The 24,797-nt window shown below is 32.4% G+C and carries 25 protein-coding genes and 1 pseudogene; 2 read left to right on the top strand and 24 right to left on the bottom strand.

Annotated features, from left to right (window positions below; all coding sequences use genetic code 11):
* From QM956_RS04505 to QM956_RS04455, 11 genes are all read right to left on the bottom strand, one after another.
* Positions 1-687, bottom strand: coding sequence for an XRE family transcriptional regulator (locus QM956_RS04505; RefSeq protein ID WP_261020288.1), 687 nt, complete (start codon positions 685-687; stop codon positions 1-3).
* A 264-nt stretch (positions 688-951) separates the two neighbouring features.
* Positions 952-2,361: a peptide MFS transporter gene (locus tag QM956_RS04500; protein WP_414302289.1), complete on the bottom strand. Its 1,410-nt coding sequence runs from the start codon at positions 2,359-2,361 to the stop codon at positions 952-954.
* A gap of 578 nt (positions 2,362-2,939) precedes the next feature.
* A complete protein-coding gene (locus tag QM956_RS04495; protein WP_261020286.1) occupies positions 2,940-5,153 on the bottom strand; it encodes a glycoside hydrolase family 31 protein in 2,214 nt (737 codons plus the stop codon).
* 85 nt (positions 5,154-5,238) lie between these two features.
* On the bottom strand, positions 5,239-5,511 hold the full coding sequence (locus QM956_RS04490; protein WP_261020285.1) for a hypothetical protein: 273 nt from the start codon (positions 5,509-5,511) through the stop codon (positions 5,239-5,241).
* The gene (locus QM956_RS04485; RefSeq protein ID WP_173213387.1) at positions 5,511-5,687 is read right to left on the bottom strand and encodes a hypothetical protein; all 177 of its coding nucleotides are present in this window, start codon (positions 5,685-5,687) and stop codon (positions 5,511-5,513) included. The genes QM956_RS04490 and QM956_RS04485 overlap by 1 nt, the downstream gene beginning before the upstream one ends.
* Before the next feature lie 164 nt (positions 5,688-5,851).
* On the bottom strand, positions 5,852-6,613 hold the full coding sequence (locus QM956_RS04480; protein WP_261020284.1) for a MurR/RpiR family transcriptional regulator: 762 nt from the start codon (positions 6,611-6,613) through the stop codon (positions 5,852-5,854).
* A gap of 384 nt (positions 6,614-6,997) precedes the next feature.
* A complete protein-coding gene (locus QM956_RS04475) occupies positions 6,998-8,683 on the bottom strand; it encodes a glycoside hydrolase family 13 protein (RefSeq protein ID WP_261020283.1) in 1,686 nt (561 codons plus the stop codon).
* Positions 8,683-9,099, bottom strand: coding sequence for a PTS sugar transporter subunit IIA (locus QM956_RS04470; protein ID WP_050242554.1), 417 nt, complete (start codon positions 9,097-9,099; stop codon positions 8,683-8,685). The genes QM956_RS04475 and QM956_RS04470 overlap by 1 nt, the downstream gene beginning before the upstream one ends.
* Positions 9,100-9,110: 11 nt before the next feature.
* Entirely contained in the window at positions 9,111-9,923 is an 813-nt protein-coding gene (locus tag QM956_RS04465) for a PTS system mannose/fructose/sorbose family transporter subunit IID (RefSeq protein WP_261020282.1), read from the bottom strand.
* Positions 9,916-10,716, bottom strand: coding sequence for a PTS mannose/fructose/sorbose/N-acetylgalactosamine transporter subunit IIC (locus QM956_RS04460; RefSeq protein WP_261020281.1), 801 nt, complete (start codon positions 10,714-10,716; stop codon positions 9,916-9,918). The genes QM956_RS04465 and QM956_RS04460 overlap by 8 nt, the downstream gene beginning before the upstream one ends.
* Before the next feature lie 11 nt (positions 10,717-10,727).
* Complete coding sequence (locus tag QM956_RS04455) at positions 10,728-11,204, bottom strand: PTS sugar transporter subunit IIB (RefSeq protein ID WP_218757849.1); 477 nt, start codon at positions 11,202-11,204, stop codon at positions 10,728-10,730.
* A 694-nt stretch (positions 11,205-11,898) separates the two neighbouring features.
* On the opposite strand from QM956_RS04455, the gene QM956_RS04450 reads away from it, so the two are divergent.
* On the top strand, positions 11,899-13,107 hold the full coding sequence (locus QM956_RS04450; protein ID WP_261020278.1) for an ATP-binding protein: 1,209 nt from the start codon (positions 11,899-11,901) through the stop codon (positions 13,105-13,107).
* Between the two features lie 349 nt (positions 13,108-13,456).
* On the opposite strand, the gene QM956_RS04445 is transcribed toward QM956_RS04450, so the two are convergent.
* Both QM956_RS04445 and QM956_RS04440 read right to left on the bottom strand, forming a co-directional pair.
* Complete coding sequence (locus QM956_RS04445; RefSeq protein ID WP_261020277.1) at positions 13,457-14,899, bottom strand: HEPN domain-containing protein; 1,443 nt, start codon at positions 14,897-14,899, stop codon at positions 13,457-13,459.
* Between the two features lie 82 nt (positions 14,900-14,981).
* A complete protein-coding gene (locus QM956_RS04440; protein ID WP_261020276.1) occupies positions 14,982-16,097 on the bottom strand; it encodes a hypothetical protein in 1,116 nt (371 codons plus the stop codon).
* A gap of 221 nt (positions 16,098-16,318) precedes the next feature.
* Here QM956_RS04440 and QM956_RS04435 point away from each other — a divergent pair.
* A pseudogene (locus QM956_RS04435) lies at positions 16,319-16,591 on the top strand (tyrosine-type recombinase/integrase); the annotation flags it as partial.
* 419 nt (positions 16,592-17,010) lie between these two features.
* Here the strand turns inward: QM956_RS04435 and QM956_RS04430 are convergent.
* The 11 genes from QM956_RS04430 to celB form a co-directional block, all read right to left on the bottom strand.
* A complete protein-coding gene (locus QM956_RS04430) occupies positions 17,011-18,162 on the bottom strand; it encodes an AAA family ATPase (RefSeq protein WP_261020275.1) in 1,152 nt (383 codons plus the stop codon).
* The gene (locus QM956_RS04425) at positions 18,163-18,951 is read right to left on the bottom strand and encodes a DUF6414 family protein (RefSeq protein ID WP_261020274.1); all 789 of its coding nucleotides are present in this window, start codon (positions 18,949-18,951) and stop codon (positions 18,163-18,165) included.
* A gap of 21 nt (positions 18,952-18,972) precedes the next feature.
* Positions 18,973-19,734 carry a type II toxin-antitoxin system toxin PezT gene (pezT, locus tag QM956_RS04420; protein WP_261020273.1) on the bottom strand — a complete coding sequence of 254 codons (762 nt, stop codon included), beginning with the start codon at positions 19,732-19,734 and terminating at the stop codon, positions 18,973-18,975.
* A complete protein-coding gene (gene pezA / locus QM956_RS04415; protein WP_261020272.1) occupies positions 19,734-20,210 on the bottom strand; it encodes a type II toxin-antitoxin system antitoxin PezA in 477 nt (158 codons plus the stop codon). The genes pezT and pezA overlap by 1 nt, the downstream gene beginning before the upstream one ends.
* A 507-nt stretch (positions 20,211-20,717) precedes the next feature.
* Complete coding sequence (locus QM956_RS04410) at positions 20,718-20,930, bottom strand: hypothetical protein (protein WP_261020271.1); 213 nt, start codon at positions 20,928-20,930, stop codon at positions 20,718-20,720.
* Between the two features lie 44 nt (positions 20,931-20,974).
* On the bottom strand, positions 20,975-21,394 hold the full coding sequence (locus QM956_RS04405) for a hypothetical protein (protein WP_261020269.1): 420 nt from the start codon (positions 21,392-21,394) through the stop codon (positions 20,975-20,977).
* A 27-nt stretch (positions 21,395-21,421) separates the two neighbouring features.
* The gene (locus QM956_RS04400; protein ID WP_261020268.1) at positions 21,422-21,661 is read right to left on the bottom strand and encodes a hypothetical protein; all 240 of its coding nucleotides are present in this window, start codon (positions 21,659-21,661) and stop codon (positions 21,422-21,424) included.
* Positions 21,662-21,725: 64 nt separating this feature from the next.
* Positions 21,726-22,013, bottom strand: a complete 288-nt coding sequence (locus QM956_RS04395) for a hypothetical protein (RefSeq protein ID WP_414302263.1) — start codon at positions 22,011-22,013, stop codon at positions 21,726-21,728.
* Between the two features lie 23 nt (positions 22,014-22,036).
* Complete coding sequence (locus tag QM956_RS04390) at positions 22,037-22,621, bottom strand: helix-turn-helix domain-containing protein (RefSeq protein WP_414302262.1); 585 nt, start codon at positions 22,619-22,621, stop codon at positions 22,037-22,039.
* A 271-nt stretch (positions 22,622-22,892) separates the two neighbouring features.
* Positions 22,893-23,069, bottom strand: coding sequence for a hypothetical protein (locus QM956_RS04385; RefSeq protein ID WP_261023069.1), 177 nt, complete (start codon positions 23,067-23,069; stop codon positions 22,893-22,895).
* A gap of 380 nt (positions 23,070-23,449) precedes the next feature.
* The gene (gene celB, locus QM956_RS04380; RefSeq protein ID WP_414302261.1) at positions 23,450-24,796 is read right to left on the bottom strand and encodes a PTS cellobiose transporter subunit IIC; all 1,347 of its coding nucleotides are present in this window, start codon (positions 24,794-24,796) and stop codon (positions 23,450-23,452) included.
* Between the last annotated feature and the right edge of the window lies 1 nt (position 24,797).

Genomic DNA, 24,797 nt, shown 5'->3' with positions numbered 1-24,797 from the left:
CTAGCCCTCCATTGGCACAAAATTCCCAACAATAATACCTACAATCCGAGGATCTTCCTCATAGGAAATGAAAATGTCCTTATATTTAGGATTGATCGAAACCAGACGCAGGCCATCTTCCTCTCGATAAACCCGTTTGATATAGGTCTGGTTGTTGCAAACCACTGCATAAACTGCCCCGTCATAGTCAAACCCTGTCTCTCGAATCAGAGCAACTGAACCATTTTGATATTTAGGTTCCATTGAGTCCCCAGACACCCAAGACGCAAAATCATGGGCCAGCTCCTCATTAAAGTAAACCGTATCAAAATTCTGATCATCGTAGACCGAAGCGCCAATACCTGCTGACATGCGTTCGTAGACACGATACTCGTAGAGTCGCTCTGGCATGGTCGCCACCTTCTGGGCTTGTTCCTCTTGAGCCAAGTTGCGAGCATAGAGCACAACCTTCTCCTTCCCTTGCTTGGAGAGACTATTATATAGACGGACAATCTCTATCTGAGTGAAATAGCCTTTTGCTACTTTTAAAATGTTCTCTAACTGAGTAACTTTCTCCTTGGAGGGTTCCTTGATCCCACGTTCCCAGGCTGAATAAGCCTGAAAACTAATCCCAAGTTGCTCTGCAATTTCCTTCTGTGTCAGTTTCAACTCTTTCCTCCGAGCCTTGAGTTTCTCTGGTTGATACATGCTTCACCTCCTATTGTATGCTTGAATGGAGAACATCTCCCTTAGAAAGACTAATCGATGGTTGAACTTACACTTTCAAAACTCAACCATTTTGGTTTAGTTTTATTATATAAAAAAAGTGGACAAATGTCTACTAGGAACATCAGAAACATCGTGACTTTTCATCAAACTAAAAGGACTTAGCCCTGTACAATACAGAACTAAATCCTTTGAATGAATAATTGATCTAACTTTTAAAATCCCTACAGAAATTCCAGTTTTTCTCTATTTGATACCAGACATTAGTTTTTCAATACGCGGAACGTATAAGAGTAAGATAATACTGAATACAATCGTAATTCCTCCAACAATTCCATAGTAAGCAACTTCAGTTTCGCTTGTATAAAATTTTACAATTTGAGCATTGATAGCTTGGGCAGCTGCATTACTCAAGAACCAGATAGACATCATTTGTGCTTGGAAGGATTTTGGTGCTAACTTAGTAGTGACTGATAGACCAATCGGCGAAATCAGCATTTCCCCTACAATCACAATAGCCCAACTCATAAGCAACCAGAGAGGGCTGACCTTAACATCTGTCCCAAAGAGCATCCCTGGTAACATCATCCACAAGAAGGATAAACCTGCAGCAAATAAACCGTAAGCAAATTTCTTAGCAGAGGATGGTTGCTTTTTACCCATTTTCCCCCACAACCACGCAAAAATCGGCACATAAATCATAATGAAAAGGGGATTGATACTTTGGAAAAAGCTAGATGGAAAATGAATCTGATTCCCAAATACATTAAAGTAAAGTTGAGTTTGATCATCCGCAAATAGAGCGAGAACAACAGAACCCTGTTCCTCAATAGACCAGAAGAGTACTCCAGCGATAAATAAAGGAATGTAGGCAAAGACTCGGGATCTCTCAGTAGCAGTTATTTTCTGACTAGATAAAATTTTGAAGAAATAGTAGATTGGAATGATTACCGCAATCACTGTAAAGATATTAACAATCATATCCACGTTAAACTGGTGAGTAAAGACTAAACCTATAACCACCAGAATAACCATGACAAGTGTAATCAGCAAGCGTTTAATCAAGGTCTGCTGGTCCTTCTGTGAAAGTGGATCAGTGGGGTAAAGACTTGATTCAGGCAGATATTTCTTCCCATCTAAAACATACTTCACCAAACCAAAGAACATCCCAATGGCAGCTAATGAGAAACCTAGATGGAAATTAACTTCCTGACCTAGATAACCTACTAAATAAGGGGCAACGAAGGCACCTAAGTTAATACCAAAGACAAAGATACTAAAACCTGCATCCCGTCTATCATCCTCTTTCTCATAAATTCCCCCCACCATATCTGAGATATTGGGTTTTAAAAATCCAGTTCCAAAGATAATCAAGGCAATAGAAAGATAGAGAGCCACTTGTCCAAAAGGTGTTGCCAAAGCAATATGCCCTAGCATAATCAGAATCCCACCGTAAAAGACAGTCTTACGGCTTCCTAAAATACGGTCACTGACAAAACCACCGATAACCGAGGACAAAAATACCAGCGAGCCATAAATCGCCATAACCGATGCAGCCGTGGTCTTATCCATCCCCAACCCACCATCTTGCACACTATAGTACATATAGTAAAGTAGGATAGCTCGCATCCCATAGTAAGAAAAGCGTTCCCACATCTCTGTAAAGAAGAGGGTGGACAAGCCCATAGGATGTCCAAAAAATGTTTTCTGTTTTTCCATATATATTCTCCTTTAACGATATAATAATTCATTTTACAGAATTTTCAAACAAATCCTGTTTGTTTTAGAAAATTTTCTGAAAAAATCATACATCTCATACTTAATTCCATCATAAAAATCCATTTCAGACTAACTTCCACTTCGGTCAGGCAAATGGAAGTTACTTTGAAAAATCACCTTTAAAAATTTGCTCTTGTTTCGTTTAAAAATGTTTCAAACCTTGAAACATACTTATACTCTTCGAAAATCTCTTCAAACCACGTCAGCGTCGCCTTACCGTATATATGTGACTGACTTCGTCAGCCTTATCTACAACCTCAAAACAATATTTTGAGCAACCTGCGGCTAGCTTCCTAGTTTGCTTTTTGACTTTTATTTAATATTATCCTTTCCTCTTCAGTAAACAAAAAACATCCCTATGCCAAACTTGTAATTACTAAAATACAAGCCAATAAGCATAGAGATGTAAAACTGTTACACATTAAATAATAGAAATTGTGTACGAAATTTCTCAATTAGTTTTCGCTAGTAAATATCACTTCCAACAAACGCCCTCTCAATTCCTTATCCTGATGATGCAAGATATTCATTAACTCATGAGAATTTTTGGCATTGATGAATTGATTTAACAATCTATCTTTTAATTCATATGGAAGAGAAGCCGTCTTTAGTAGTCTAAAAACTTCATCATTTAAAGATATTGTTTTATTATCTTTACATTCGAATCCAGCTGTATCATTCTTATTTGGCAATTCAATTATAGACACATTCGTTCCTTTAAAATGAATTCTATGCCTTCTATTACTTGGAACGATACTAGAATCTCCTTGTAATGCTAACTCTAGCATTCCCATTTCCCAATCGATTGATAATCTTGTTTTATATCTTTGACCATTTTGATCTTCAATCATTTCAAAAGAATGTTGTTTACCTGGGAATACATACCAATCTACAATTTCAGGTAAATCAACACCCATATCTATCTCGGAACCAACCAAAGGAATGATTGCACCACTTTTTGCAAACACAGGTATAGTCGAAATGTCTCTATAAACACTTAACTTCACACCACCTGTATATTTTTTCTCTGAAAAGAAGTCATACCATTCGCCTTCAGGGAACCATACATCCACTTTTGCAGATTGGAATGCCAAATCCATCTTTTCTACAATGGGAGCCACCATCAGTTCTGTTCCAAAAAAGTATTGATTTGGAACATTATAACTCTCATCATTCTCTGGGTAGAAATAATACATTGGGCTGATTAATGGGGCACCTTCCTCGTGTGTCTTTACATTCATAGTATATAGATAGGGAATCATCTGATGTCTCAAACGAAGGTATTTCTTCATAATCTTAGATGTTGTTTCTGAAAAAAACCAAGGTTCTTTACTATTGAAAGGACTTCTAGAACTATGTAATCGAGTAATCGGACTAAAAACACCAAACTGTAGCCATCTAGTTTGTAGCTCTTCGTCATAATCCCCCAGCATGTGCCCGCCGATATCATGGCTCCACCAACTATAACCGATATTTGATGCTGTCGCTGTAAAATAAGGTTGAAATCTTAAGGAATTCCAACTAATAATGGTATCTCCTGAAAAACCAACAGGATAACGGTGACTACCCGGCCCTGCATATCTTGATAAAATCAAGCCACCTTCTTCATTTTTACAACTATCCTGATAGTGATAATGGTTTAAAAGCCATAGTGGATCCAACATACCTTGTGTCCCTTGTTGCCAGTCAATCCACCAAAAATCTACTCCCTGCTTTTCTAGCTCATAATGAACATCTTTAAAGTAGGCTTCCCTAAAAGAGGGATTAAAAAAATCAAAAATGGCAGGTTCTTCTAATTCTACATTTAACCCTAATCGTTTGGCGACTCGCGGGTAAGCTTCTTCATAAGCGCGTATACCATCAGCAGGATGGACATTTAAGGAAAGTTTTAACTTTCTATCATGAAGTTGTTGCAATAACTGTTCTGGATTAGGTATTAAGTTTTTATTCCAACTATATCCTGTCCAGCCACTTCCAAAACGGGCTGGAATGTCAGTTATATGCCAATCCATATCTAAAACACCGATAGATAATGGAATTTTCTCTGTTTTAAATCTGTCTATTAAATCCAAGTATTCATCCGACGTATAAGGCCAATATCTACTCCACCAATTGCCTAAAGCATATCTTGGTAACAAAGGTGTTGAACCAGTCAAATGGTAAAAGTCTCTGATTGCTCCTCTATAATCATGCCCATAGGCAAAGAAATACAGGTCAATTTGATTTTCTCTCTCAATATAACCAGACTGTTCATCCCAAATAAATCCTTGAGAATCATCCAATAAGGCAATACCACTTCGACTAATAATTCCATCTTCTAATGGGATTGCTCCATCTGCCTCATCCAGAGTCCGAGCTGTTCCTTTTAACGTTTCAATAGATTCACCAAAATACCAGCGACTACCATATACGGCAAAATTTCCTTTTAATTCTATAAATAAATTTTCGGCGTTAAATTCTCCTTTATTAAAGTGCAAATGAAAATAGTCCGTCATAATATCTAGTACGTTTGATGTCTCGATATAATCTAACGAAATTTGGCCAAAATCTCTATTATAGATAAGTTGTGTCGTTCTATCCTCAAAACTGCCAGTTTTAGAGTATTCTAACCTTACTAGCTTGTCTGTTAATACAGAAATTCGATAAAACTCTCCCTTAAAAATTTTCAATTTGTTTCCCTCCTTTTATGGTAGTATAAAAACAGAACGCACCATTTTTGATGCGTTTTTCATTATTCTGAATGCAATGTTCTATCTATGACAAATAATACTCAATTGAAAAAATGTAGTGGACAAAATATCTTTTAACAAACCAAAAGTTTATTAAAGAGTTATCACTTTTCAACTTTTCTAAGATAGGATTGACAAATAATTTCAAACTCTTACTAGCAACCATTCGATATTCCAGCTCGCGTGCTTTTTTCTCATCTCGTTCTTCCTGCTTATTTCTTAGAACTGAAGAACCCGGATAGGTATATAAATTATCTGGATCAATATAGTCATAAGAATTATAACATTTACGCTTCATTAAGCCATCCCCAGACCAAGAGCTTCATCTCGTAATTTTTCAACATCGCTAACCGTAGGTCGCCATCCTTCAATCATATTTGTACTTAAAGCATACCAAACACTCTTAAAAACGGACCGATTTTCAAAAGCTACTCCCATGATTGTCATCTTTTCTTTATCTATATCTAAGGACATACGCTACCTCCTTTAGTTACATTATACCATGTTTCTATGTAATTTCTTTTTCATTTTTAACTAATGTACTGTAATCATTTTAGTCATTTTAAAAACGTTTTAAAATTTTTTAGGTTAATCATAATTTTATTTTAAGCTATAAAAAACATCAGGAATAATCAACTTTAATCAACTAACTTATTTACAAATTCTCTATATTTTCTTGCCAAAATCATTAATACTATATATAAGCAAGACATAGAGCGACTATCAAGATCTGGATTTTCATCTATTCTGCTAATTTCATAAAATAATTGATACGTTGAATTATTCTTTAAAAAATTATCGCTGAATTCCGTTACACCAATAATAGTAACTCCCTTTGCATTTAGTTTATTTATAGTGGTTTGTATTCCTTTAGTATTTCCACTCAATGATGTAATTATCACCAAATCATCTTTATTTAAATTATCAGCTAACATGGAAAAATTCGTTTCCCCTGAAACAAGATAATTTGGACGATGACTTAAAAATAATTCATTTGACAACTCTTTCGTAAAATTGTTTTGAGTGAAACCAGTGGCGTACAATATTACTTGAGGAGCTTCATAAATTTTTTTTAAAATGGGTAAAAAATCTAATTCTGTAGCAAATCGAAATGTTTTCTGTATATCCATTTGTAATTGAGATAACAAGTCTATTTTATCCACTGATTTTGTTTTAGAGATTGAATCTTGAATCGAATATCTCATATCTGTAAAACCTCTAAAACCAATCTTCTTCGCTAATCTCAAAACAGTGCTTTTTGAAGTTAATAAAAGTTCTCCTACTTCTACTATCGTTTTTGATACAATTAATTCTTTATGTTGAACAATGAACTGCAACATCTCTTTTTCACTCATTGTTAAACTATCATAGTTAACTTCAACATGCTGTTCAAAATTCATTTTTTCATCCTTTTTATTTACATCATTATTTTCAAAATCAATATTGTTAGTAAAAGTGCATTTTCATTTGAAAATCCTATAAAACAATTTAATTCTATCATAAACAAACATGGAATTAAAGATAAAACATTCTCACTTTAGATTATGTACAACAGAACTCATGCTTGATTGAACTAGTCTTCAATAAATAGATTAATAGAAGAGACAAATCAAAAAAAACGCACAATATCAAGTTTAGAAAAATTTGATATCATACGTTCCTCGTGAATAGATTCTATAAATTCCCTATTACAATTAGGGTTTAATCTAGTATCTAATCTTAATACTATTAACTCTCACTACAACTGTCAAATAGATTCTATTCATCGTTTTACAAAAGCAACCTTATTGTTCCATTAAGAAAACTTGAGCTTCAAAAGGTTTCAATTCAAAAAATTTTGGAAGCTGTTTAAGTTCTGATTCATAATTTCCAATTAAATGTTTTACTTGACGACCAATCAGTTTCGATGGCACTTGCGAGGTAGTAGGTTTTTTAGAGAATGAACACACAATTAATAAAATTTGTTTATTATATTCCCGTACATAACTAAAGACATCACTATCTTCTTCGTTTATCAATTCATAATTCCCATGAATTATAATTGGGTAATCACGCCTCAAGCTGATTAATTTTTGATAATAATAAAAAATTGAGTTTGAATCTTCAAGACAGGCTTCTGCATTTATAGAAGAATTGTCTGGAGAATACTGTATCCAAGGGTTTCCACTTGAAAAACCATATCCTTCTTCTTTATTTCCATTCCATGGGAACGGTGTTCTCGCATTATCTCTAGATTTTAAATAAATTGAATTATTTATATAAGATGAAGATTCACCATTTTCCTTCATAAGTTCATAAAAATATTTAGTCTCGATATCTTTGTAATTCTCTACAGAATCAAAATGAACATTCTTCATCCCCAACTCTTCACCTTGAAAAACATACGGAGTTCCCTTCATCATATGCAATAAGGTAGCTAACATCTTTGCTGACTGTACCCTAAATTCACCATCATCACCAAATCGAGTGACAGCTCTTGGTTGATCGTGATTACTCCAGTATAGTGAATTCCACCCTTTTTCTAACTTCAATTGCCACTCTGTTAAAACTGATTTTAAATCACTTACTTTAAAGCGTATATCTGAGAACTTACCATATCTACCATAATCCAAGTGCATGTGATCAAAATGAAACACCATATTCAATTCTTCATTTTCGGGCAGAGTATACTGCAAAGCTTGATCACTGTTTGTATTTGGAGCTTCACCAACTGTCATTACATTATATCGGCTTAGAACTTCCTGATTTAGTTCATGTAAAAACTCATGAACTCGTGGGCCATTTGAAGCTCCTACATAATAAGATTTAGTGTATGGAACTCCATCAGGTGCGTCAGGATAGTCCTGCCTTTTACTTATCAATGTAATGACATCCATCCTAAAACCATCAATTCCTAAATCAAACCATTTGGTCATCATTTTTTGAATTTCTTGACGTACCGTTGGATTTTCCCAATTTAAATCTGGTTGTTCCTTGGCAAAACAATGTAAATAATATTGATTTCGTTCTGGAACATACTCCCATGCAGATCCACCAAAAGTGGAACCCCAATTATTAGGTTCGCTACCATCTGGCTTAGGATCTTTCCAAATATAGTAATCAGAATATGGATTATTTTTATTTTTTCTAGATTCAATAAACCATGAATGCTTATCACTGGTATGATTCACAACCAAGTCAAGAATAATCTTTATTTCTAATTTATGAGCTTCTGCTAATAATTCTTGAAAATCTTCCATTGTCCCATAAATTGATAGGATTCTTTCATAATCACTGATATCGTATCCATTATCCACCAATGGTGATTCATAGATAGGATTAAGCCAAATAACATCAATTCCTAACTTATGGAGATACGGTAATTTTTCTTTTATTCCATTCAAGTCTCCTACACCATCTCCATTTGAATCCTTAAAACTTTGAGGATAAATTTGATAAACAACACTATTTTTCCACCAAGCATCTGCCATCACTCATCATCCTCATCCGTCACTTGATTATATATATCATTCACAAAAAGTAATTGATTCTTTGCTTCATCAATAGACTTTCTAATTAAATCTTCGGATAAATCTTCGCTTTCAATAGATAACAAAAGCGTCATAATAATTGGTAAATTCATCCCTGTTACAAGAAACAAATTTCTTTTGCTCATATACCTAATAAAAGTTTGGTTCACCGATCCACCAAGCAAATCTGTAAAAATCAGAACTTTTTCGTCAACGGGATAACTTTCTAAAAGTTTTGAAATTTCGTCTTCAATTGGCTCATTATTAATATAGGCTGCAATTACATCAATTTTTCCAATAGATGGGATTAAGTACTCTATAGTATCCTTCATCCCAGTTGCAAGATGATGATGACTTGCAATAATAACTTTTGTCATATTTTCTCCTTTTAATTAACTGATAAAATGCCAAAGTAAGACAGAATTAAAGATAGAATAATAATTCCAAAAATAATTTGAATTACGGATAACTTCTTATTCGCTAACAATTTGTAAACGAAATAAGTCATCACTGCAGGTAATAGCGCTGGCATGATTTTATCAAGAATATCGTCTTGAATTACTAGTTTAACATCTCCTGTAGTAAATACTGTCGAAATCTTCATTTTAACTACAGATGGGATTAAAGCTCCAACAACCGTTAAACCCATGATTGAAGCAGATTCAGTAAAAATATTTAATTTTTCACCTAATCCGGTTATCAACTTCAAACCAGAATCATATCCGATATCAAATAATTTAAATCGGAAAAATAGGAAGAAAACATTCAAAACTAACCAAATTATTGCACCAATTGGATTCCCTTCTAATCCCATATATGCTGCAATTGAGCCCATGATTGTTGGATATAATACCCAAATTAAGGTATCACCTACACCAGCAAGTGGTCCCATCATACCAGTTTTAAAATTTTGTACCGTATCTAAAGATTCAACACCATCTTTTTCTTCCATTGCTATACTTGCACCTAATAAGATATTAGCCATCCAAGTAGTAGTATTAAAATACTTAAAATGATTATTCAATGATGCAACATATTCATCATCATTTGAATAGATTTTTCTTAAAACTTTATTTAATCCATAAACAACTGCTGGTCCCTGTTGATTCTCATAATTAAAAGTGTTACATGCCATAAACATATATCTGAACGCGGCATTACGAATATCTTTTTTTGTTATTTTTTGTTGTACATCATTCATCAAAGTCATCTCCAAATTCTTCAGTTCCGGCAACTGTTGAAGAGACAACAGTTGATACATTTTTATTCATAGTAAAATAGTAATATGCAATGGCAAAACCAGCAAGAGAAATTCCTAAAATTGGTAAATTCAAATATGCTGCAAAGATAAAGCCAACAATAAGCATGCTTAAATATTTTTTAGTAGGCATAACTTGTAATAGAATCGCGATTCCGACAACAGGTAGGATACTACCTGCAATAGATAAACCATTAGTGAACCATTCTGGTACACTATTCAAAATTACATTTACAATTTTATCTCCAAAAATGACACAAAGAGCTGTCGGAATTGCGGTTGATAAACCAAAAATAACCGGTCCAATCCAAAAAATTCGATTCATCTTAGCAAACTTTTTCTCATTAGCTGCCTTCTGAGCTGCGTGGGTTACATATGTATTAAGTATTTTTGCTAAAACATCCAACTGAATACCAAGCATTCCAACAGGAACTCCCACTGCTAAAGCTACAGCTTTTGCAGACTCTACATTACTTGTTGTTTTAATCGCAATAAAACCACCTACTAATGCTGCAAGACCCCAGTTTGGTACGGATGAACCACCAATATTTGCAACACCTAACGCCATTAATTGGAATGTTCCACCAATAATCATTGCTGTTTTCATATCTCCCATAATAATTCCAACAAATAACGAAACCATTATAGGAAACCAAGTACTTAGTACCAATCCTTGTTGATCTAGTACTACCCAAAACGACAATAAAATAATAAGTAAACCTTGAATCACTTCCATAGTATCATCTCCTATTTAATATACTTTTCTAAATTTTCCTCTGGATCAGAAGGAACAAAATGGAATGTTACATCAACACCAAGTGTTTTTAATCTTTTCAAATCAGCAATTTCTTTTTCATTGACAGAGACCATCTTCTTAACTGTTTTTTTTCCTTCACCATCAAACATTATTCCAACGTTGACCTTTGGTATCTTTACTCCACCTTCAACTAATGCCACCAATGTTTCAGGTTCTCGAACAATTAGTAAAACATTATGATTATCATACTTGCCATCTGCAAAATTTGTAATCGCAGTATCTGTATCAATAATTGACATTCCAGTTCCTGCAGGTTTACTCATCCTCATAGCAGCCTTTTGGACTTCGTCCTTACTTACTTCATTATCTACTACCATCAACCTTTTGGCCTTTGTAGCCCCCGCCCATTGTGTTACCACAATACCATGAATCATGCGTTGATCAATTCTCGCTAATACTACTGACATATAGCTTCTCCTTTTTTTAAGTTATGATAGAATTATAAAACACGAAAACGCTTAACACAAGATGTTATAAGCATTTCGGGAGATGTATTGAAAAGTTGGGATAAGTAGCAAATTAGTGAGAAATTTCCCGGCATAAGAAATTTATGTATCTGCTATCTTTTTCTTTCATTTGATTATTAGTATTCAAGATAAAACAGTCTAACAAACTATTTTATAAAATAATTTTAGTTAATCAAAAAAATTTAGGACATTTTTAAATCATAACACCCATCTAACGGGTGGTTTGCACCGAGGCTAGAAGCCCAAATTGCCAAAGGATGGAATAAAAGCCTTAGAGTTTTATTAAGGATAATTATAATCTTGATTTGGCTGATAGAACTAACCTCCAGGGGCATTTCCCCGAAATGAGAACATAATCATTTCTAATTTATATCCAATGGCTGTTGGTGGTTCACTTATCATAATCATAAAAAGTAGGCGAAAAATACGAACTACTGTATCACAAAGTTGATGTAATAGTTTAACAACAAACGCACAGCTACTTCATGTCAGTTCAAATGATTTTATTATCGTCATTTTCTATTCTGAAGATATTATTTCTAGATATTTAAAAATAACAAAACAAATTCCATTTTATTTCTAAATATTTGAAAATAACATCTATTTGTATTATACTATCTTTGAGGTATCTATTATGAACTATATTAAAAGACCACATTATTTAGACTTTCTAAGAAGACATCGTGACCGACAAATCATCAAAGTTGTTAGTGGAGTTAGACGAGCTGGTAAATCTGTTCTCTTTCAACTCTATAAAGAGGAGTTACTAGCAACTGGGGTAGACGAGGATCAGATTATATCCATCAATTTCGAAGATTTGAGTTACTATGAACTGCGACATTTTCAAACATTATTCGCTTATATAAAAGAGCAGTTAGTTGGGGAGAAAACATACTATATCTTTTTAGATGAAATTCAACATGTTGAAAAATTTGAACTAGTTGCAGATAGCCTATTCATCTTGCCAAATGTTGACCTCTATTTGACTGGATCCAATGCCTACTTTATGAGCAGCCAATTAGCTACAAATTTGACCGGGCGTTATGTTGAGATAGAGGTTCTTCCTTTGTCATTTGAAGAATACCTATCAGGTCAATCTCTCTCAGAGAATCTGAATACAACAGAAATTTTTAACAATTATCTCTTTAGTACTTTCCCTTACTTATTGCAAACATCATCTTACGCTGAAAAAATTGACTATCTCAGAGGAATATATAACTCCATACTGTTAAATGATATTGTCACTAGATTGGGAAATCCAAATCCTACTATTATTGAGCGCATTGTTCGAACTCTTCTCAGTAGTACAGGTAGCTTAATATCAACAAATAAGATTCGCAATACCCTAGTCAGTCAAAATGTTTCCATATCCTATAATACTTTAGAAAATTATTTGACAACTTTGACAGATAGTTTACTTTTTTATTCCGTTCCACGTTTTGATGTAAAAGGTAGAGCATTATTGCAACGCTTAGAAAAATATTATCCCGTTGATTTAGGTTTACGACATCTCTTATTACCAGACCACAAAGAAGACATTGGGCATATCTTGGAAAATATTGTCTATTTGGAATTGAGACGTAGATATTCACAAGTATATGTTGGTAATTTAGATAAGTATGAGGTTGATTTTGTTGTTGTAACTGATGTTGGTCACTACGCTTATTATCAAGTCAGTGAAACAACACTTGCTCCAGAAACATTAGAAAGAGAACTTAGACCACTAGAAGCCATTAAGGATCAATTCCCCAAATATCTATTAACAATGGATACGATTCAGCCAACAGCCAATTACAATGGTATTGAGAAGAAAAATATCATAGATTGGTTACTAGAAAAGTAGATAGGCACTGAACACATAAATTGAGACAAAAGAATAATGCTCCTGTTGACATTTAGTGAAACTATAAACAGGAGTGTTTTATTATGACCTAAAAAGATTATTCAGTAGAAACTAATATTAGACTAAAAATCAATGGTGGAAACTCTTGATTTTTAGACAAAAAAAGACATCCAAGAGAAAATTCTTGAATGTCTGTAAACGTTGATATAATCGTATTGATTAACGTTTTGAGGCAACTGACCTTGTCAGGTTGCAGCCACATTTGTAAGCGACTAAAGTCGCAACAACTGTGTCAATTGTTCCAATTTCCATGAAAACATCCTAAATCATTGAGCTAATGGCTTGAGGTTTAGAATTTTTTATATTTATATTTCATATCCAATTCTTGATAAATATAATATCTCAGCACTTCTTGAAGAAGCAATTTTGTTTCATACATCTCCCTGATATCTGTTATCATTTCTGGATAGTTATCTTTCGAATCACCATGAGTATAGTAATTTCGTGTTTGAATTAATTTTATTATTAGTAATTCTCTCTCACTATTCGAAAAAATTTTAGACAGATTAAGCTCATCAATTGAATCGAATAAATTTTTTAAACGTTCGGCAAGGTTAGGCTCTTTTTGATTAAATTTCAATTTATTTCTAAATTTTCTTCTTACCTCTTCTAAAAGATGTGTGTTTATAAAGTCAAACAAAGATTGTCTAGCTTTTTCTTCAACATCAGATAAACATTTCGGATTTTTAAAATTCTTAAAATTTCTAGAGTAAACTTCCAAATTCCTAATAGCATCAACCAACTGATCTTCCAAATATAAATCACCATGAAGATTTTTTGAAAATTGTCTCACTATAAATTCAAGTTCCTCAGATTTATCAAACCAATGATTTAAAATATGTTCAAAACTATCTTCTAATGCCCTCAAAGAAATATCTTGCTGAGAATACGATTTCCATTTTTGGGATTTTCTAGAATGCTGAACAAAGAATTTGCCTTTTATAAGTGGCATACGCTTACCATCTATCATTTTATAAAGAACAAGAAATTCAATACTAGTAAAAGACAATGGTATATTTGATAAAATCTCAATAAATTCCTTAAACTTATGTGAAGCTTGATAAAATTCATCAAAATATCTTATATTTAAATCAGCTGAAATAAGTTTAATAAAATAATCACTGGTAAATGACGTAGTTGTATATGAAGAATGGAGTATTGCCACATCTTCAAAGTTCATTCCTAGTGATCTTATTAACACTTTTGTTGGTTGATATTCACTTACTGCACTTTCAAAAATAGTTTGATTGTCTCTATATTTAACAGTTACCAATGATTTTTCAATCCATTCCTCAATATGTTCAAAGCTAAAATTATATTCCTTGATTTTTTCAGAATCTAATTCATTAATTAAATCTTTAAAGGCCTCAGAACTATAATCAAAATTTCCAAGCTCATTATAAAATACACTGTAAATTTTAAAATTTTTTACTCTATATCTAGTTATCGGAAATCCAGGAGATGAGGAATGTACCATTGGTTCACCATAAGTATTTAAAATTAAAATATTACCATTACTGGAGAAACCATATATCTTTTCCAAACACTTACCAAAACCGAATGAAATGCCTGATTCCTCTTCAAATCCACCAAATAATTCTAATACAATTTCACTAGGAGAATAATGTAAAATACCGCTCAAGTTATCCTTACTAACTATATCGTCGGAACGTTCTGAAAAATACCCTTTTATTTCAAACTCTTTATTCCAAGTGTAATCTTTAAATTTCATATTATCCATTCTGATTGCTTTTCAAAAATCTTCACAACTTTCTAAACTATGATTTTTATGTCGGTACTACCTTTTAATTGTATTAGACCAGCTTCCAATTCTCATCATTCGAGTTATCAATCAGAATATTTCTTTTATTACTCAGTAATTCATCACTCACAAAATATTGCCCTAGTCTCTCTACAAAACCACAATTCTGACAAGTATATAGATAATCTTCTTTTATTTCCCTCACTAAATTGATATTGAACTTATATATCCTCCCGCATTCTTCACATGTCATGCTAAGATTATCACCATTAAATATGAAATCAAAAATACTTTCTAATTCTTTATTTTCTTCTCCAGATAAAGCTAAAATTATCTTGAAATTTCTAATATACCGGTTAAGGGTAACTATTTCTAAATCAATATCAAAATATTTCTCAAATATAGCAATAGCTACTTCTACTAAATAAATTAGAATGTAGGGTGTTTTCTCATAGAACAAATGCCAAAAATCATCCCAAATCTTATCATCAGAAAATATAAAATTAAGATTTCGCTTTTCCGTAGGATAATTTTTATTCTTTGTCACCAAATGAATAGATTGATCAAATACACTTGTTAAACTATTTTCTGCCTTTCGATTATATATAATGTCATATAGTAATTCAGGATCAAGTAATTCTCTACTAAAATCCAAAAAACCATTTTCATACTGAATCGATTCTTTTGCTTTTAAAAGTAGGTCAATAACAAATTCTTTTTTACCCTTCAAATCACTTACGTCATATTCCCTAAGCTCTCCATATTGTATTTTTTCTAAGAAATCATGTGGTTGAACCAATATCCAACTTAAATAAAATAAATTATCTTGAAAAGGTTTCCTAGCAAGAGAAAATGCAACAGTAACTTTTCCCCTCTCTATACAACTCAGAGATTCAAATAGATAGTAATTTAAATCACGTAAAATTGAAAAAAAGATGTGAGGTATATATACATATTCAGAAATATCTAAATCTTTTTGTCTATCTAGTTCATCAAACAAGTCAATTTCATCATTTATCTCATTAGTAAATCTAAAAGATAGACTGGATAATTGATATTTATCAGCTTTAACCAAAATATCAACTAGTATATCGTACAAATATAGCATTAATTGATGACGTTTTCTATACTTAGTTGGTAATAATTCTGAGATGTGAGATTTAGCCAATATTACTTTCCTCAATTCTTTTTAACTCTACATAACTATATTATACTCTAAAAGTACTCAGTCTTTATCTAGAAGGTTCCTATATAACTTAACAATTATTTTAAGTGTAAACCTAGAAAAGCACTTTGCAAATAGCTTTGAAATATTGATATAATCGTATCAATTAACGCTTTAAAGCAACTGACTTTGCCAGCTCCCAGTCATATTATAGTGTCGTTATAGCAAAAGGAAACATCAACAAGCCTTTACACTCTGACTATCTCAATAATAAGATGAAAACTATCAGAAAGCGACACCCAGAGCTTACACACGCTACACCACATAAACTACGTCATACGGGAGCAACGCTCGCTAAACAGGCTGGAATGAGCTTAGAAGCCATTTCCGAAGCTCTAACACATAGCGACACAGGTACAACACAGATTTATGTCAATACTTCTAATGTAGTCCCTATGGCAGTCGGTGAATTTGCCTTAAGGTCTCTAAAACAATAAGGTGAAAATAAGGTAAACTTTGAGGTGAACTTTTTCAAAAAACATAAAAAAAGCACCCATGAGGTAAACTCTTGAGTGCTTTGAAACGTTGATAGTATCGTATTGATTAACGTTTTGAGAATTGTGATGCTTTACGAGCTTTCTTAAGACCTGGTTTGAAAAACTCCCGTTTGAATAAGTTTCAAAATCCTCTTAAAATCAGCGTTTTCCCGCTTTTTCAGAAAACATTTTTTCATCTAATTTGAATAAGTTTCAGTTAAATGGTGTGAATTTTACCCTAAAAATACACGAATTGAGCTAGATTTTACTAAAAAGTTCACACCATTTAAATTGTTATTGTTCTGTACATATTAATGGACAAAACTCTATAATGAAATTAAATGAAGAATTTCTCATACAATTGTTCGAAGGTGAAAATTTCAGCGAAGTGCTCTCTCTAACTTATCTCGTTTTAGTAACTCTTCAAAAATAATTTGAAACACATCTTTCTCAATAAAACTCTTTAATAATCTTATATTCTCAAAAGAACCTACATGTTTCCTATACGTTTCTTTTAAACCATAATTTTCTATAATTTTCATATCCACTTCTGATAGTTGGGCAGTCACATTATCAAATATATTATCAACTACTCTAAGCAGTTCTATTTCGGTTAAATTTTGGAATTCTATCTTTAAATCAATCCTAGAAAAGATAGGCAAGCCAAGTTTTTCAGCAATTTCTTGATCATTACTAAAATTTGTTGTCAAAATAAATATACAGTTAGAAACATCTACCAAGTAATTTATATCTTCAAACTCTCCCTCATCAAACATTTGATAAAAAACATTGTATAAAGCAGCATTTACTTTATCAAATTCATCAATTAAAACAATATTGGTTTCTCTGGACAATAAATCTTTAGCTAATGAACTTTTACCATGAGTATCTCCAAATATATATTTGTACGCTTCTTCTGTTTGCATCATCGAAAACTGTATTCGAGTCAATTTTCCATTAAAATATTCGCTCATAGTTTTAGCCAACTCAGTTTTACCAATACCTGAATTACCGTAAAATAACATGACAAGAGGAGACTTATTTGTTAGAGTACTTTTCTTTAATAGACCAATTGAAATATCTTTTTTAGCTTGCTCTTGTCCTACAACATTAGAAGAAATCATATGATTATAGAAATCAATAATTTCCTCATTATCTATCACATGATAGTTTGAATAGTGTTCTTCTATAATATCATCGAACTGAACTCTTAAGGAATTCTCAACTCTCTTGGGAGGATTTTGTATATAAAGATTTTTAATGTCATGTCCTAAAAGTACAATATTGTTAAAATTTGATATAACGTGATCCGTTACAGAAGCATAATCATCAGCAAAAATAACAACATTCTCAATTTGTTGTTCGCCAAATCCATCTGGAGCATATTGTGAGGCGTATATATCATTAGCTCTTACAGTGATATTATATTGTCTAATAAGCTCCATAAACGGAGTAAAGTCTTCAACGGCCCTCTCATTTAATAATGTATTAAAATCTCTCTTAGAACCTTTAAAAAGTAAAATACTATCCATTTAGTTCACTCCTGCAAGTATTACATCATAAACTGGATATTTCTGTTCTGAGCAAGTCATAGAATTTTCTGAAATTCCGGTAAAAGATAGATTTTTCTGTTGTAAATTAAACTGTGTCTCAAAATTCAAGTCACTAATAGTTGTTTCGCCAACTTTTATTGAATAAAGTTTAAGAGTCATTTTTGTTAAATCGTGAATTCGATAATTGTTTTTAAAAGAATTGATATTAAAACGGAAAATCCTCTTAATTTCATGGTTTTTATTATACCCTATAAGTTCAAAATATCCCTTAATCTCTCTAATTCCTGAATTAAGTTTAGAAAATGACATCGATACATTTTCCATTCCTTCTATACTCTGGGAACCTTCCATCATTTCTGAAATTGGCGCAATCATAGCAAAATAAGACATCGAATTCTCACTTATTTCTAAAGTATAATTTTCTGTAATATCAACAAGATAATTCTTCTTACGTAACTCTACAGTATCCAGAAAATCATACAATAAAGAATTTTCAAGTATTGTCTTTGCTATTTTATTTCCTTGAATACCTCCTGAACTAGTAGTAGAAAGAGTAAATGAACCACTTAACCCTGTCATTTTTTCAAAAATTGTTTTTAAAGCACTATTTTTACCAATTGATCCCTCAGCATCAATGGACACACCTGTTTCACCTTCCAATGTGGTCATGAGTTCAGTTGTTTTTGTTAATTTTCCCTTGGATTCAATTTGTAAAAAATCTATTGCTGTAGATTCATCGAAATAAATTACTTTTTTTAGTGTACTCATAAATTACCCCTTTGTCACTTATCAATTATCACCTAACTCCCTCAACCTTTCCTGGCCTATCTTCAACATCTCTTCTTCCACCGTGTTCCATTTCCCAAATAGGCATTCTTGTAAAACTTCTGCTGCTGAGCTTTCGTCTACTTGCGAATCATAAACACACGATTGATCTCTTTGATAAATTTGAACTTGTCTAAAAAGTTTATTCTGTTCTAACTCCCGTAAGTTATCAACCAAATGTTCTACAATTCCATCATGGTGTGCTTTAGGAGTCGCTCTCGCTTGGCTAGGATCTATGGCGTAGAGCTCCTCATAACGTATCAAAGTACTGAGATAGGACAATTCTGGCTTAGTCGCAATTAGTGCAAGTGAGACTTGATAGCCTCTAGTTGTCAATAATTGTGCTGTTTTCCGAGGAACTTCGGTTGTTCTCAATGTACCCTCGATTAATAAATGATAACCTTGCTTACTCAACTCATCTACAAGATATTCAACCATTTGTCCCGCGAATACTTTGGTATAATCCACACTATCTTTACCATACTTTTCCTGTAGACCAAGGTAGTTCGGATGAAAAGAGCGATAACTATCTCCATCAATTATAATGATATTTCCTTGAAATTCCCTTTGTTTAATTCGATGAATCGTTGTCTTACCAGCACCACTCTGTCCACCAAGCAAAATAGCCTTGGGCTGAGATGAAGTTGTTTTTCCACGAGTTAAAGAACGAACGAGTCGATTAGAGACTTTAATAAAGTCATCCTGGCTAAATTTATCTAATTCCATTAAGCAACCACCAGATGATTAGCTTGTTCTAACACACGTTCAATGCCATCTAAATAGCCATTATATCGCTCTACTTCCTCAAAAGTAGCAACAAGATAAATCTTCGTGTTAATCAAATCAGAAAGATCATCGCTCATTAGAACCCAAGGATTAGAACTATCATCAAATTCAATTCCTTGTTCATCTTGAAAACGATAAAGTTGCGCTAAGATATTCGCTCCTCGTTCCTTTATCAATTCTATTTTTAATGTTAATTGATAATCTTCTACTGGTGTGAGCATTTTTTCCTCCCCTACGATATCGAGATAGGAAACATTAAATTTTTTGCAGATACGATCAACTAATTCTGTCGAAACTGAACTTGTTCCATTCTCATAACGGCTGAGGCTATTCCGAGAGATACCAATAATCTTTGCGAATTCAGGTTGGGTGAGATCATGTGTTTTACGTAATGTTTTTATATTTTCTCCAATCATAAGAGCCCTCCTTTTATTTATTTCTATTATAGCACAAAAAAATAAACGCACCATTTTTGGTGCGCCAAAAAACACAAACTTTATTAAAAGTATTAATATCTCAGATTTAGAGATTGAGGACTACATAATGAAAACTTTGAAAAGTAATGATATCATACTGTTCCCCATTGTTTTAAAATTTTTAAACAAAACAAAAAAGACATCCAAGAAATATCTATTGATCGTCTTTAAACGTTGATATAATCGTATTTATGAACGTTTTGAGAATTGGCTAGCTTTACGAGCTTTTTCAAGCATGGTTTGTGAAAGCTAGTTTTTATATACTTATAAAATGGCTTTAGAATAGTACTTTATTGAATCTTAAGTTATTAAGATTTTAAAAAAATAAAAATAAGTATACTACTTTTAGGAAATTTTTATCTTATTTTTCAATGTTCTTTTGTAATCAATTATGCTTAATTGTCAACAATAAAATAAGAACTTAAAAACTTGACTTATAAATATATCTTACACATCTTCAAAACCTAACCATTTCAAATCCCAATATCCTTCCTTACCATCATCAAATAAATTAATATCTATTTCATCTTCATCAACAGTATTTTGTTCCATAGCTTTTGTATTTTCATAACAATAATAATATTTGTGACATCTATCATTACTTTCCCAATATATTTCAATTTTTATGTAAACGTCAGTATCATCGTATAATTTGGCCATAGTCCCCCCTTATAGTAATCTAGAAATAGTTTTGAGCCTAGAAATCATAATTCAAACAATGACTTATTATCTAGAAGAAATGCTTCCTTTTCTTGTTCAGTTCCACCTCTTGCATAAACTTTATTACCTAAACGGTAACTATGAACACGAGGAGATTTTCTCTCATCAGGATAACGATGACTCATAGTTTTATTTTCAAGTATTTCAGAAAAAGATGAATTAGCTGTTGACAGATTTTTTTCAAAATCATCCAAATTATTGTCTTTTTCATAATTGGCAAGACCAGCAACAACTACTGTTGCTACTGCTCCTAAAAATACAACAACTTTCGGATTCTCGTTTACCAACTTAAGACACTTCTCCTCTGATTCCAAAAACTTATCACCTATTGATTTTGATATTTTAATAGTATGGTTTAATGTACTATTAGCAAAATCTTTTAATTTTGTTAAACCTAATTGCATTACTCTTCCCTCATTTTAATCTCTCTATTATCGTACCTTTAATGCACTAACAACAATATAAGAATTAATCATTCCAATTTTATATTTTTTGTTAAGTAGTTTTATAGATTCATAAAAAGTTTTATCTTTATTCTTTATAATATCAATCTCATTTCCGCCATTTTCAATAATGTATTGAGTAAATATATTATTAATTCTTACTTTTTTTATTGAGAGAATAAGCAATAATAAACACAGAAAAATAATGACCATGATTAAAAAATACATTGAAAAACCTCTTTTCTAACTTTTTAAAAATTATATACCTTCTCAACGTATTTGTCGTTCAGCATTACTGAACTTTTCCAACTTTTATAAAATAATTTTCTATTCTTTTAACAAATTTATTTTTCATCAATGATAAATCTGATAGCAATGCCAGACCAATTTGCTGATTGATCCCAGTACTTAGTTCATTGTCAACAATATCAAAAAGATAAATCAAACAATGATAATAATCTCCTAATTGAAATAATCGTTTATCTCCTTTTAACACTTTAATCTCTTCCATAATATCTTTATGATAGTCTTCCCAATCGATAGTTATCATATTATCAGAGAAAGATATATTTTTACCCAATAAATCTTCCGAAATAAAACGTTTTATTTCTTTCTTTTTGTCTTATTTTTAATTTCAAAAAGGTCAAATATTCCCTCAAAATCGATATAAACCTTTGTCATTATTATCGAGAACAGAAATATGCTTAATCTATTTGCTATCGCAGATATGCAATCTGATTGCTTGACTAACTCATCATAAGCCAATAAAGCCTGCTCAAAATAAATATAACTATCCTTATCTTCATTTTCTATACATTCTAAAAAAAGTCGATGAACATCTTTAACCTCAATCAATTTGGGGTATAAATCATCATCTTCTTTAATTGTCACAATCGGGAATAGACATATGAATGAATGAGCTAAATCGGAACTTCTATCATCTACAGCATTATTCAAATAATTTAATAATGAAAACTCTGTACTTAAATCATCTTCTAATAATTGATCAACAGTAACTCTATAGTGTGCTGCTATTCTCTTTAAACTTTCTGGCGATGGTCTATTATTTCCACTTTCCCAATTCGCAACTGCACTTTTACTATCTAAACCTATGGAGTACGCTAAATCCTCTTGAGTTTCCCCCATAAGTTTTCTTAAACTTTTAATATTTTGGGATAATCTATTCATAATCATACTCCATTAAAAAAATAAAATCATTTCATCATAATTATACCACAATACACTATTCCACTGACTAAGTTCCAAAAAATAGAAATTGAAAATCCATTGTATCGGTCTTCTATGAATCCCAATACAATGGATTTTTCTATCTAATTTTTAATGTAAATTTTGGGTTGAACTTTTTGTATAGAAATTTAGTTCTGTCACTATAAACTGGGATAGGTATATAAATTATTCTGATCAATATAGTCATAAGAATCATAACATTTACGCTTCATTAAGCTATCCCCAGAGCAAGAGCTTCATCTCGCGGTGTTTCAACATCAATAACCGTAGGTCGCCATCCTTCAATCATATTTGTACTTAAAGCATACCAAACACTCTTAAAAACGGAGCGGTTTTCAAAAGCTACTCCCATGATTGTCATCTTTTCTTTATCTATATCTAAGGACATATGCTACCTCCTTTAATTACATTATACCATGTTTCTCTGTAGCTTTTAAATATTTTATTTTGTCTGTAATATCTAAATTTCAGCACATTTAGCCTATTTTATAAATTTCAAACTCAAAGATGAAAACGCGTTCTTTTTCCTTTTTTTACTAATGTATCGTATTCTACGATAACATACTTTACTGTATTGTTTTGTTAAAATAACAGCAGTTCCCTGTTAGTCAACTATTCGAACTACTTTCTATTTTGCTTCATCCCCTGCACAGTAAAAAGAATAAAAAAAGCAGAGAAGAGCATCTAAAAAAGATATCTTCGCTGCTAATGTTAACATTCATTATTTAAACTATATGGATTTTATCATCGAATATGCTTTTTTACTTATTAAATACTTTGCTCCTCTTTCACCAACTTCTTATCATACACACGGATGAATGGAAGATAAACTAAGAATGCTGCAAATGCACATACTAGAGAAACTAATACAGCTCGAAGATCTGCTGTCCCTAAGAAAGCTCCAATTCCTACTGGAGTTGGCCATGGAACCTGTGCAATAACCGGCTTAATAAAGTTTAGAGAATTCACTACGTAATAAATAGTAGCAGTAACCATTGGTGCTAAAATAAATGGTATAGCCAAAGCTGGATTATAAATAATAGGTAATCCAAAAATTAATGGTTCATTAATATTGAATAAAGCTGGAACTACAGATGCTCGTCCTATTGCTTTAAGCTGTTCAGATTTAGCGGCAAAAGCAATATATAAACATAGGCCTAAAGTTGCACCAGAACTACCTGCAATTACAAACATATTAGAGAATTCACCTGCAACAGCAAAGTGCCCACCAGCAGCATTTTCAGCCATGTTAGCAAGAGCAATCGGATTAACAAATGCAAAAACAATGTTAGCACCGTGGATACCTACAATCCAAAGTAGTTGAGTCAACAGATAAATAATCATTAAACCAATCCATGAATTAGTCAGATTGGATACAAAACCAAATGGAATTGCAATGACTTTAAAAATATCTGTTCCCATTGCTACAAGAAGACCGTTGATAAAGATAACAACGAATGCAACAACAAATCCTGGAATCAAAGCGGTAAATCCACGAGAAACTCCTTCTGGAACAGCTTCAGGCATTTTAATAACCCAATTATTTTTAACACACATACGATAAATAAGAACAGTCACAATTGCCATAATGATTGCGGTAAAAATCCCCGTTGTCCCAAAACGTGCGACTCCATTTCCCATTGCCCATCCATCTGCAATTACTGCGCCTTCTTTTAGACTTGTCACAGCCTTCATCATTCCACCATCAAAAATGATTTGCGGTACTGTCATGACAAAAGCCATCAAGGCAAGCAAGGCACCATTAAGAGGATTCATATTGAGTTCTTCTTCCTCTGCATAAATTTTTGTCAATTCATATGCAAGTGATAGAACGAAATAAAGAGATAGAGAACCCATAGTCGCATAGTTTGCAACCATGTAAAGTGATGTGAATTTATCAAATGAAGCAGAGAAAATATCTGCCACAATTGGCCAAAATGAGAAAGCTTGTGGCAAAATACTAAATACCAAAAACATTGATCCTACAATAGTAAATGGTACAGCAGCCATACCTGCAGCCGTGATAGCACGCACTACTTTAAACTGAGCAAGTTTGCCCATTGGTCCCATAACATGGTTTTCAAGGAAACCAAACAACCCGTTTTGTTGATCCATA

Origin of the sequence: Streptococcus mitis (assembly GCF_047460035.1) — a bacterium.
Lineage (GTDB): Bacteria > Bacillota > Bacilli > Lactobacillales > Streptococcaceae > Streptococcus > Streptococcus mitis_DW.
This window is presented reverse-complemented; position numbering and strand designations above follow the sequence as displayed.